Origin of the sequence: Xanthomonas sp. 3075 (assembly GCF_014197275.1) — a bacterium.
Classification (GTDB): domain Bacteria; phylum Pseudomonadota; class Gammaproteobacteria; order Xanthomonadales; family Xanthomonadaceae; genus Xanthomonas; species Xanthomonas campestris_B.
In genome coordinates this window covers 325,259-337,324 of sequence record NZ_JACIFI010000002.1, presented here as the reverse complement: position 1 = coordinate 337,324, position 12,066 = coordinate 325,259, and the positions used below count along the sequence as shown (strand labels likewise).

Genomic DNA, 12,066 nt, shown 5'->3' with positions numbered 1-12,066 from the left:
CATGGGGATGGTCGGCCAATACCGGTATGCCTTGCAGTACCGATACGACCGGCCGAGTGATCATCTCGACCGGCGACGCGCAAGCAAATCAAGCAGCAAACACATCCGGGCGCGATGGCGCAGTTGGCTGGGCGACGCTGCCGTCGTGCGTGAACATCTGCTTCCAGGCGGCGTAGACCGAGCCGGCGAACACCGGCATCAGCACCGCCATCAACAACAGCTGGGCCAGCCACATCGCCACGGTCTGCCCGGCCACCAAGCCGACGATCAGCGCCACGATCATCACCGCGAAATAGATCGCGAAGATGGTGATGAAGGCGAGCAGGAAGAACACCAGCATTGCCGGCAGGTTGTGCAGGCTTGCCCGCAAGCTCTCACGCAGCGCATGGCCGCCGGTGCTGCGGTCGAACATCACCTGCGGCGGCATCACGAACAGCGCCAGTGTCATCGCCGCGAACGTGGCGATGGTCAGCAGCAGCCACAGCAGGATGCGGCCGGCCGGCAGGCTGGCGGCAAGCTGCTCGATCTGCACCGGGTCCGGCTGCGCGCCGGACTGGCTGATCTGATTGATCTTGACCATCACCTCGGACAACTGCTGCAGCCCGCTGGCGCCGATCATCGCCAGCAACAGCACGCCCAGCAGCAGGCCGGCGATCAGCTGCGGCAGTAGTGACACCAGTAGATGCGGCGCGCGGCCGTCCTGCAGGCCGTGCAGCAGATGCGATGGCTTGGCGATGCGGCCTTCGTCGACCTCGCGGATCGCCCACAGCAGGCCGCCCATGAACAGCGGGCCGGCCAAGACCAGCAGGAACTGCAGGGCCGGGCCCAGCAGCGGCACCAGTACCGACAGCGATACCACCAGGGTGGCCGCCACGCTCCAGATCACCCCCAGCGAGCCAAGCGCCAGCGGCGCCCGCTTCAACAGCGAGAAACCGGTCAACAGCCATTCTGCGCCGGCAGACGCCGGCACCTTGCGGATTTCGCTCATTCCCAATTCCGGATCGATACGCACCGGACCATCCGGCGTGCCGCGATTATCGCTGCTTTTGTGTGTGTGCGCCGGGATGAGCGTTCACTGTTTGCAGGCCACGGGCGTGATGCACGAACCGGCGCAGCAGTTTGCGGGCGATCGGCGCGGCGGTGACCTCGCGGGCGACCGTGCGGGCGCAGCAGCCATGGCGGGCAATGCAGTCGGCGCGCGCCTGCACATAGCCGCGCATGTGGTGGGTGGCGAACTCGGGGTGGAACTGCACGCCCCAGGTGGCCTGGCCCCAGCGGAAGGCGTGGCAACGGTCCTGGCGCGAATGTGCCAGCACGACGGCGCCGTCGGGCGCGCGCAGCACCGTCTGCAGGTGGGTGGCGTGAGCGGGGAACTGCATCGGCAGGCCGGCAAACAAGGGGTCTTGTTCGGCCGGCGGCTCCAATTCCAGCGCGATCGTGCCGGACTCGCGCCCGGCCGGGTTGTAGTCGACCTCGCCGCCCAGCGCGTGTGCCAGCAACTGGTGCCCATAGCAGATGCCCAGCAGCGGCATGCCTTGATAGGCGGCCTCGCGCAGCCATTCGGCACTGCGTTCGCTCCAGTCGGCGCGGTCGGTGACGAAGGCGGCCGAACCGCTGACGATGGTGCCGGCAAAGCCGTCGCGGCTGGGCAGGCGGTCGCCGTTGGCGACATCGATGGCGACGGTCTCATGCTCGGCCAGCCCGGCCGCAACGCGGATCCAGTGCTGGAAGCGGCCGTATCGCCTCATCGCCGGCACGGGACGGCCGGTTTCGATGATTAGGAACGGCAAGGCGGACATGCGATCGAAATCCAGCAGCGACGGATATGCCTGATTGTAGGCAGCTACGCGCGGGTTTTTCGACTGGCCTCCCAACGGATGCAGCTAAGGTTATGCCAGATGGCTATGTGTTGAGGGGTGGTTTGGGGGGGCGAGGGGGCCGGCGGCGCGTGCTGAGCGGCGATGGCTGAGGTGTTGCCAGGTCGGTCGCCAGTCTTTGCATCCAGTTGATGGTCAGAGCGGCGGCGGTATCGTGCGGATAGCCCTCATCCGCCCTCCGGGCACCTTCTCCCGCCCGCGGGAGAAGGGAAAGGCAGCATTGCTGGGCACGGGAGAAGGGAAGGCAGCATTTCCATGCGCGGGAGTCGCGGACATAAGCCCCTCTCCCGCTCGCGGGAGAGGGGTTGGGGTGAGGGCGGCCGCGCCGATCACGCCACCAAGCCAAGCCAATCCGCTCCGCTCATATGCGTTGCGCCTACTCCCGTGGCGGCAACACCGACAGCACCTCTTCCACCGTGGTCAGCCCGGCGGCGACCTTTTCCAGCCCGGTGCGGCGCAAGGTGCGTAACCCCTCGCCACGCGCGGCGTGGCTGAAGCTGGCCAGGTCGGTGTCGGCGCGGATCAGGCTGCGCAGGCGCGGGGTCACCGGCAGCAATTCGTACAAGCCCACGCGGCCGAGATAGCCGGTACGGCGGCATTCCAGGCAACCCACCGGGGCGTGCACGTTGAGCGTTTCCGGCAGCGCTTCGCCGGGCTCGCGGATCGCCGACCAGTCGTCGTCGCTGAGCGTGTGCGGGCGCTTGCAGTGCACGCATAGCGTGCGTACCAGCCGCTGCGCCAGCACGCCGTTGAGGGTGCTGGCGACCAGATAGTGCGGCACGCCCAGGTCGAGCAAACGGGTGATCGCCGAGGCCGCATCGTTGGTGTGAAGCGTGGACAGCACCAGATGCCCGGTGAGCGAGGCCTGCACCGCCATCTGCGCGGTTTCCAGGTCGCGGATTTCGCCGATCATGATGATGTCCGGGTCCTGCCGCAGCAGCGTGCGCACGCCGCTGGCGAAATCCAGGTCGATGTTCTGCTGGACCTGCATCTGGTTGAATTCCGGCGCGATCATTTCGATCGGGTCTTCCACGCTGCACACGTTCACGTCCGGCGTGGCCAGCCGCTTGAGCGTGGAATACAGCGTGGTGGTCTTGCCCGAGCCGGTCGGGCCGGTGACCAGCACGATGCCGTGCGGGCGCTCCACCAGCGCGCTCCAGCCGGCCGCTTCCTCGGGGCTGAAGCCGAGTTGCTCGATGCTCTTGAACGCCGAATCCGGGTCGAAGATGCGCATCACGCACTTTTCGCCGAACGCGGTGGGCATGGTGGACAGGCGCATTTCCACTTCGCGCCCGCCCGGCGAGCGGGTCTTGATGCGGCCGTCCTGCGGGCGGCGGCGTTCGGCCAGGTCCATGCGGCCGAGCACCTTGATGCGGCTGACCACGGCGGTCATCACCGAGGGCGGCACTTCCAGCACCTTGTGCAGCACCCCGTCTATGCGAAAGCGCATGCGCCCGGCCTCGCGGCGCGGCTCCAGGTGGATGTCGCTGGCCCGCTGTTCGTAGGCGTACTGCAGCAGCCAGTCGACGATATGCACGATGTGGTGGTCGTCGGCATTGACGTCGCCGGCGCGGCCCAGTTCCACCAGTTGCTCGAAACTGGGCAGCCCCGCGCCGGGTTCGGCGCTGCGCACATCGCCGCGCGCGCCGCGCACCGATTGGGTCACGCCGAAGAACTCCATCGTGTAGCGATGCAGATCCAGCGGATTGATCAGCGCCAGTTCGATACGGCGACGGCTCAGATGCTGCACGTCGGCCAGCCAGTCCAGCGCCAGCGGCTCGCTGGTGGCGATCAGCACGCGCTCGGCATCCAGCGCCAGCGGCAGGATGCGGTGGCGGCGCGCGTAGGCATGCGAGACCACGCCGGTGACCGCAGCCACGTCGATGCGGGTGGGGTCGATGCGCAGATAACGCATTCCGGTGCGCGTGGCCAGCCATTCGGTGAGTCGTTCCAGCCCGAGCTCGCCGGCCGGCGGCTGCGCGGCGTGCAGCTTGAGGTTGGCCAGCAGCACCAGCGGATGCACTTCGCTGGCGTTGCGCACGCCGGCGGCGGAGAACTGCACGCGCTCATGTTCGTGCGGCACCACCATGCCATCGGCGAGCAACGCGGCGGCCACCGGGTCGAACATCAGTCGTCCGCGCGGCAGGATCGCCACTGCACCCTCTGGATCGGCCGTACGCCGCTGTTCCATCGCTTGTTTCCCCTGCAGCGGTGCTCCGCGGCAAAGCGCTGCGGGTCGGCCGGTATACTAGCGCACCCTTTCCGCACGGCCCTTGCTGCATGCCCGATCCCCTGTCCATTCCAATCACGTTCCAGGGCCTGATCCAGACCCTCAATCAGTACTGGGCCAAGCAGGGCTGCGTGCTGATCCAGCCGTTGGACCTGGAAGTGGGTGCGGGCACGTTCCATCCGGCCACCTTCCTGCGCGCGCTGGGCCCGGAGCCGTGGAATGCCGCCTACGTGCAGCCCTCGCGCCGTCCCACCGACGGCCGCTACGGCGAAAATCCCAACCGCCTGCAGCGTTACTACCAGTACCAGGTGGCGATGAAGCCCAACCCGGACAACATCCAGGACCTATACCTGGGCTCGCTCAAGGCGCTGGGCATCGACCCGCTGGTGCACGACCTGCGCTTTGTCGAAGACAACTGGGAATCGCCGACGCTCGGCGCCTGGGGCCTGGGCTGGGAAGTCTGGCTCAACGGCATGGAGGTGACCCAGTTCACCTACTTCCAGCAGGCCGGCGGGCTGGAGTGCAAGCCGGTGCTGGGCGAGATCACCTACGGCCTGGAACGGCTGTGCATGTACCTGCAGAGCTGCGACAACGTCTACGACCTGGTGTGGACCTACGGCCCGGATGGCACCCCGGTGAGCTACGGCGATGTCTACCACCAGAACGAAGTCGAGCAGAGCGCCTACAACTTCGAGCACGCCAACGTGGCCGAGCTGTTCCATCGCTTCGATGCCTGCGAAGCCGAGGCCAGGCACCTGATCGAGGTCGGCTTGCCGCTGCCGGCGTACGAGCAGGTGACCAAGGCCAGCCACGCCTTCAATCTGCTCGACGCACGCCGCGCGATCAGCGTGACCGAGCGCCAGCGCTACATCCTGCGCGTGCGCACGTTGTCGCAGGGCGTGGCGCAGGCCTATTACGCGCAGCGCGAAAAGCTGGGCTTTCCCGGGGTCAAACGCTGACGCTGTTGCCTTCCCCCGCTCGCGGGGGAAGGTGCCCGCAGGGCGGATGGGGGCAGCACGTCTCCGCCGTCCTGGCACGACCCTCATCCGGCGCGGTGCGCCACCTTCTCCCGCATGCGGGAGAAGGACATTCCCCAGCCACCTTCGCCCGTTGATGGCAGAAGGGACACACGCAAGGTTCACCTGACATGAGCGAACAACTTCCCCTGCTGATCGAACTGGGCACCGAAGAGCTGCCGGTCAAAGCGCTGCCGGGTCTGGCGCAGGCCTTTTTCGATGGCGTGCTGGCCGGTCTGGAAAAGCGCGGCGTCGCCGTCACCCGCGGCGATGCCAAGCCGCTGTCCACCCCGCGTCGCCTGGCGGTGCTGCTGCCGGGCGTGGCCACCGAGCAGCCGGAGCAGCGCTCGGAAGTGTTGGGGCCGTATCTCAACATCGCGCTGGATGCCGAGGGCAAGCCGACCAAGGCGCTGGCCGGGTTCGCCGCCAAGGCCGGCATCGACTGGACCGCGCTGGAGCGCACCAGCGACGCCAAGGGCGAGCGCTTCGTGCATCGCGCGGTGACGCCGGGCGCGCGCACCGCCGACTTGCTGCCCGACATCCTGCGCGAGGCCATTGCCGCGATGCCGATCCCCAAGCCGATGCGCTGGGGCGCGCACGAATACGCGTTCGCGCGGCCGGTGCAGTGGCTGGTGTTGTTGTTCGGTACTGGCGTGATCCCGGCCGAACTGCTGGGCGTGCGGGGCGACCGCATCACCCGCGGGCACCGTTTCATGCATGACGGCGACGTGTCGCTGGCGGCGCCGGGCGATTACGTCGAGGCGCTGCGCGCTGCGCACGTGCTGGTGGATGCGGACGCACGCCGTGCGCGCATCGTCGAAGAAGTCGAGGCCGCCGCAAAGCAGGCTGGCGGCAGTGCGCGCATCAGCGACGACAACCTGGAACAGGTGGTCAACCTGGTCGAATGGCCGTCGGCTGTGCTGTGCAGTTTCGAGCGCGATTTCCTGGCGGTGCCGCAGGAAGCGTTGATCGAAACCATGGAGATCAACCAGAAATTCTTCCCAGTGCTGGACGACGGCGGCAAGTTGACCGAGCAGTTCATCGGCATCGCCAACATCGTCTCCAAGGACGTGGCCGAAGTGGCCAAGGGCTACGAGCGGGTGATCCGCCCGCGGTTTGCCGATGCCAAGTTCTTCTTCGACGAAGACCTCAAGCAGGGGCTGGAGGCGATGGGCGCAGGCCTGGCCAGCGTCACGTATCAGGCCAAGCTGGGCACGGTGGCCGACAAGGTGGCGCGCGTGGCTGCGCTGGCCGAGGCGATCGCGCCGCAGGTGGGTGCCGATCCGGTGCAGGCGCGTCGTGCCGCGCAGCTGGCCAAGAACGATCTGCAATCGCGCATGGTCAACGAATTCCCCGAGCTGCAGGGCATCGCCGGCCGGCATTACGCCAAGGCTGCTGGCGAGCCTGGTGAGATTTCGCTGGCGATCGATGAGGCCTACCAGCCACGTTTTGCCGGCGACGACATCGCACTGTCGCCGTTGGGCAAGGTGCTGGCGATTGCCGAGCGGCTGGATACCTTGGCCGGTGGGTTTGCGGCAGGCTTGAAGCCGACTGGCAACAAGGATCCGTTCGCGCTGCGACGTAACGCGTTGGGGTTGGCGCGGACGGTGATTGAGAGTGGGTTTGAGTTGGATTTGCCCAAGCTGATCGATGCGGCCATGAAGCCTTTGCCAGAAGCAGTGAAGCCGCATGCTGATCGGAATACTGAAACTGCACGTGTGGAGCTCTACGACTTCATCATCGACCGCTTGAAGGGCTACTACGCCGAAAAAGGCGTGCCTGCCACGCACTTCAACGCCGTCGCCGAACTGAAGCCCGCCTCCCTCTACGACTTCGACCGCCGCATCGATGCGATCGGCATCTTCGCCACGCTGCCCGAGGCCGAAGCGCTGGCCGCGGCCAACAAGCGCATCCGCAATATCCTGCGCAAGGTCGAGGGCGAGATTCCCGGCGACATCGACACCACGCTGCTGCGCGAACCGGCCGAAGAAGCCCTGGCCGAAGCGGTGGAAGCGGCCATCGGCGATACCGGCGATGCGCTGCATCGCCACGACTATGTCGCCGTGCTCGCGCGCCTTGCGCGGTTGCGCCCGCAGGTGGATGCGTTCTTCGATGGTGTGATGGTCAACGCCGAAGACCCGCAGCTGCGCGCCAATCGCCTGGCCTTGCTGAAGAAGCTCGGCGACCGCCTCGGCAGTGTCGCCGCCATCGAGCATCTGTCCAGCTGATGGCCGCGTCCGTCGGCGCGGTGCACTGGCAGACCGCCCAGGCCGCGTTGGCACGTCGCGACCTGGGTGTGGCTGCGTCGGCACTGCAGGCGCTGCTGGATGTCGAACCGACGCACGTGTCTGCGCGCGTGCTGCTGGCCGGCACCGTGTTGGCCAACGGCCGCATGCGTGAAGCGGTCACGCAGCTACGGCTGGCCGCACGCGATGTTGGCGACGATGTGGCGATGCGTTGCCGTGTGGCGCAGGCCTTGTTGCGCGTGGGCGAGCATCGCCAATTGCACGCGCTATTGCGTCATCCATCGGTGACGCAGTGTCGCGACGGCGCAAGCTTGGCCTTGCTCGCACACGTGCACCAATCCCTGGGCGAACACGTCGATGCCTTGGCGATGATGCAGCGCGCACAGGCCTGCGGATTCGATGGCCCGGACTTCCGTTTCTTTCTTGCGGTACAACTGCAGTTCAATGGTCGCCTGGATGACGCAGCGCAGGCCTTGGAGCAGACCCTGGCGCTGTCGCCCGGCTACGGCCGTGCGGCACTCACGCGTGCGCGGTTGCGCCGTCAGACCGTCAGCAGCAACCACGTCGAGCAAGTACGTCAACAGCTGCAGCGCTCCAAACCCGAGAGCGAAGATCGCGCCGGGCTGGCATTCGCACTATACAAGGAGCTGGAAGACCTCGGTCAGACCGATGCCGCCTGGGACGCGCTGCGCCACGGCAATACGGTGATGCATGCGCGTCTGCGTCACGACGCCGACGCCGAAGCAACGTTGTACGCACAGTTGGGTGCGTTGGCCGAACAAGGCGTGTTCACAGCGCAGCAAACCGCGACCGCACACGGCCCACAGCCGATCTTCGTCCTCGGCTTGCCGCGCTCGGGCACCACGGTGCTGGAGCGGATGCTGGGCAATCATTCCCAGATTGTGTCGGCTGGTGAATTGAACGACTTCGGCCATCAGTTGCGTTGGGGCGCCGACCAGGCCGGCCGCAGCCTGCTGGATGCGCGTCTGCTACAGGCGCTGCCAACGCTGGATTACGCGCAGATCGGCGCGCGTTACCTGGAACAGACGCAGTGGCGCGCCGGATCGGCGCGCTGGTACATCGATAAGTTGCCGACCAATGCGGTGGCGATCGGCGCGATCGCGCGTGCCTTGCCAGGGGCGTTGATCGTGCATCTGGTGCGCGAGCCGATGGCGGTGTGTTTCTCCAATTACCGCGCGCTGTTCGGCGACTCCTATGCCTACAGCTACGACCTGCATACGTTGGCACGTCACTATCAGGCGTATCACGCATTGATGGCGCAGTGGCGTGCGGCATTGCCGGGCCGGGTCATCGATGTGGATTACACGCAGATGGTGCGTGATCCATCCACGGTGCTGGAGCAATTGATGATGCGCTGTGGGCTGGAGATCGAGCCCGGGCAGATCGATATCACCCGCAATGCGGCCGCATCGGCCACGCTGAGCAGCGTGCAGGTGCGCGAAGGCGTGCATGGGCGCAACGTGGAAGAGTGGCGGCGCTATGCCACGCAGCTGGAGCCGCTGCGGCAGGCCTTGTTGCATGCTGGCCTGATCCAGGCCTGATGCAGGCTGATAGCGGCCTGCAACAGGAAGCGAGCGGACACCGGTTGGGTGTGTACATCGTGTCCGGGGCCGGCGTGCATGCGCGTCACTTGCGCCAGCCGCTCGCGCGGTTGATTGGCAGCGTTTCCTGCCTGCAGTGACGCCGCTGCGATCCAGAGGCGCCGGATCAGGCTCGGCAGCGTAGAAACGCCAACGGCAGCCAGGTGGCTGCCGTTGGACGCGATTGCCTTGGATCACCACGAGCGCTAACAAGACGCCCGCGCGGTGGGCAGGCGGGTGTGGCTGGTGCTCGGCTCGGCATGTACCACGCGGACACCTGCCTGCCGTGCGCCGTCCGCACCCATCTGCGGACCGCTAGCGACGTCTTGTTCGCTCCTCGTTAGTGCGCGCCGAAGCGCCAGTTCAATTCCAGCATGTAGGAACGCCCGTAGCCGGTGTAGTTGAAGATGTTGTAGTACGGGTAGTTGGTGTAGGTGCGGTCGCGCGGTGCTCGCTTGTCGGCCAGGTTATTGACCGTCATGGTCAGCGAGATATCGTCGTTGACCGCATAGTCCACCGTTGCGTTGAACGTGGTCCACGCTCCCACCTTGCCAGCGTCTTCCACTGCATAGCCATCGGTGCTTTGCTGCGCCGTGAAGTTGGGCGTGCGCCCATAGCGTTGCCCGAAGAGCGTGGTGGTCCACGCGTCTTTCTGCCACGTCACCGAGGCATTGGTGATGCTGCGGAACTCCGATGAGAAGAACGGCTCGCTGAGCAGGTCGCGTACCGGGTCCTGCGGGAACTGCTGGCTTTCGTGCTTGAGCGTGAGGTTGTACTGCGCGTCGAAGACGAACAGGCCCCACGACTCGGTGGCCCAGTTGTACGTGCCCTTGGCCAGCAGGCCGGAAATCTCTTCGTTGGAGATATTGACCGGGTTGATGCGGATGTTGCTCAGGCGGTTCGGCACCGGCGCATTGGCGGCGGTGCGATCGATGCGCGCGAGCGCGTCCACGCAGGTCGGCGAGTTGATATCCAGGCTGCCAAGACGGCAGGCCGACTCGGTCTGCAACAGATTGTCAGTGCTCAGGTCGCTGACTTTCTGGTCGATCTTGATGTTGTAGTAATCGGCGTTGACGCTGAATCGGGCGCTAGGCGACCACACCACGCCGGCGCCCCAGGATTTTGCGGTAATCGACTTCAGGTCGGCATTGCCGGACCGACGGCCCTGGATGCTGGTGCCGGCATAGGTGCAGTCGGTGATCGGCACGCTGGGTTCTTCGACCGCGCAGCGGTAGTAGTCGTTGACGCCCTGGAAGAACCCGCTGTCGCCAGCGAACGAGAACGCCATGTCCGGTGCCTTGAACGCAGTGGCGTAGTTGCCGCGGAACAACAGCGAATCGATCGGGCGGAATTCCAGCGCGGCCTTGTAGGTGAACTTGGAGTCGCCACCGCCGCCCTGGTTCTTGTAGTCATCGTAGCGGCCGGACAGATTGGCCGTGAGGGTGCTCAGGATCGGCACACGCATTTCGAAGGCTGCCGCCCAGTTCTCGCGCTTGCCGCTGCCCTGGGTGCCGGTGAGCTGATAGAAGTCGCCGGCGATCACGCGCTGATCGGTCGGGTTTTCCCAGTACTGGTTGCCTGCCTGCAGTACGCCGGCCACGCCCACCGCACCGGCCGGCATGTTGAACAGCTCTGTATTGGTGACCTGCAGGTTGACGTTCTGGGTCCAGGTCCTGGACTTGGTGTGGATCTCGTCGTTGAAGCTGCGGTACTGCGCCGGCGTCAACGCGCGATAGAAGTTGGCGTCGTTGGGGGAATAGATCGGGTAGCCGGAGAAGTCGCCCTGCGGCGCGCCCAGGAACTGCTCGCGGAAGAAATCTTCGATGCGGTCAACCAACGGCCATTGCTGGCGGCTGTCGATGCGGTACTCGGCACGCGCGTAGTACGCATCGTAGGTCCAGTTGCTGCTGCCGAGACCCCCCTTGATGCCGGCGGCGATGTTGTAGGAATCGGCGGTCTGGCGATTGTTGTTGAAGTTCAGATTGCCGGTTTCTTCGGGTGCGAAGACGCGTTGGTAGCTCTCCAGCTGCTGGCTGTCCTGGTTGTAGAAAAAGCCGCCGGTATCGGCCGAGCTCTGCCAGAAGCGCGAGCCGCTGTTGACCTCCACCTTGGTGCGATTGAGCAACAGCGTTGCATAGCCTTGGGTGTTGTCGTTGAAGGCGTAGGTCAGGTTGGCGTAGCCGCTGGCGCTGCGTTCCTTGTTGAGGATGCTGGCGTAACCTGGGGTGGTGCGGCTGCTGCAGAAGTTGCCGCGGTTGCCGCGGTTGTCGTACTGCACCGAGCCGTTGAACAGCGGCCCCAGCGCATCGCAGTTTGCCGTGCCCGGGTCGATGTAGGTGGTCGGCGTGCTGTGCAACGCGATGCGCGAGCCGTAGCGCAGCGTGGGGTCCGGATTGTCGGAGGTGGAATCGAAATCGCGGCGCTGGTAGCCGTAGATCGGATCCTGGTTGTTGAGCTGCAGGCCCCAGACGAGATCGGCCTTGCCGATGGTGTTGCCGCCGGTGAGCTGGAAGCGCTGGTTGTTGCCGCCGCCGCCGTCGTAGGTGCCCATGCGGTAATTCATCTGCACGCCGTCGACGTGCTTCTTCAGGATGATGTTGACCACCCCGGCGATGGCGCTGGAGCCATAGATCGAGGACTGGTTGCCGGGCGCCACATCGATGCGCTCGACCATGCCCACCGGCACGCTGGCCAGGTCGACGAAGTTGCTCTGGCCGTTGTAGAGCAGCGGGTAGTCGGCCATCGGCCGGCCGTCGATCAGCACCAGGGTGAAACCAGGGTCCAGGCCGAGCAGGCTCAGCGACTTGGCGCCAGCGGTGAAGCCGCCACTGAACTGACCGTCCTGCACCGAGCCGGTGGCCATCGGCTGCGAGCGCAGCACGTCGTAGACATCCTTGAAACCGCGGCGCTGGATGTCCTGCGCAGTGATGGACATCACCGGCGTGGCCGTTTCGATCTGCGACCGGGGAATCAATGAGCCTGTCACGGTGACCTTGTTCAATTCGGTCACATTCTCGGTGTTCTGTGCCATCGCAAGCGACGGCATCGCCAGGGCGGCACATACAGCGTTGACCAACAAATGGCGCTTCATGGAAA

The 12,066-nt window shown here is 65.7% G+C and carries 7 protein-coding genes; 3 read left to right on the top strand and 4 right to left on the bottom strand.

Going from position 1 to position 12,066, the window contains the following annotated elements:
* Positions 1 to 88 precede the first annotated feature (88 nt).
* From GGR62_RS03360 to GGR62_RS03350, 3 genes are all read right to left on the bottom strand, one after another.
* Entirely contained in the window at positions 89 to 988 is a 900-nt protein-coding gene (locus tag GGR62_RS03360; RefSeq protein ID WP_184406554.1) for a BPSS1780 family membrane protein, read from the bottom strand.
* 46 nt (positions 989 to 1,034) lie between these two features.
* Positions 1,035 to 1,799, bottom strand: coding sequence for a glutamine amidotransferase (locus GGR62_RS03355; RefSeq protein ID WP_184406553.1), 765 nt, complete (start codon positions 1,797 to 1,799; stop codon positions 1,035 to 1,037).
* A gap of 454 nt (positions 1,800 to 2,253) precedes the next feature.
* Positions 2,254 to 4,068, bottom strand: coding sequence for a GspE/PulE family protein (locus GGR62_RS03350; protein ID WP_184406552.1), 1,815 nt, complete (start codon positions 4,066 to 4,068; stop codon positions 2,254 to 2,256).
* Between the two features lie 89 nt (positions 4,069 to 4,157).
* Here GGR62_RS03350 and glyQ point away from each other — a divergent pair, with 89 nt between their 5' ends.
* From glyQ to GGR62_RS03335, 3 genes are all read left to right on the top strand, one after another.
* Positions 4,158 to 5,066: a glycine--tRNA ligase subunit alpha gene (glyQ, locus tag GGR62_RS03345; RefSeq protein WP_184406551.1), complete on the top strand. Its 909-nt coding sequence runs from the start codon at positions 4,158 to 4,160 to the stop codon at positions 5,064 to 5,066.
* A gap of 188 nt (positions 5,067 to 5,254) precedes the next feature.
* Entirely contained in the window at positions 5,255 to 7,351 is a 2,097-nt protein-coding gene (glyS, locus tag GGR62_RS03340) for a glycine--tRNA ligase subunit beta (RefSeq protein WP_184406550.1), read from the top strand.
* The gene (locus GGR62_RS03335) at positions 7,351 to 8,931 is read left to right on the top strand and encodes a sulfotransferase (RefSeq protein ID WP_184406549.1); all 1,581 of its coding nucleotides are present in this window, start codon (positions 7,351 to 7,353) and stop codon (positions 8,929 to 8,931) included. Before glyS ends, GGR62_RS03335 begins: the two co-directional genes overlap by 1 nt.
* 379 nt (positions 8,932 to 9,310) lie before the next feature.
* Here the strand turns inward: GGR62_RS03335 and GGR62_RS03330 are convergent, their stop codons facing one another.
* Positions 9,311 to 12,001 (bottom strand): TonB-dependent receptor, encoded by a 2,691-nt coding sequence (locus GGR62_RS03330; protein WP_184406626.1) that lies wholly within the window; start codon positions 11,999 to 12,001, stop codon positions 9,311 to 9,313.
* Positions 12,002 to 12,066: the final 65 nt, after the last annotated feature.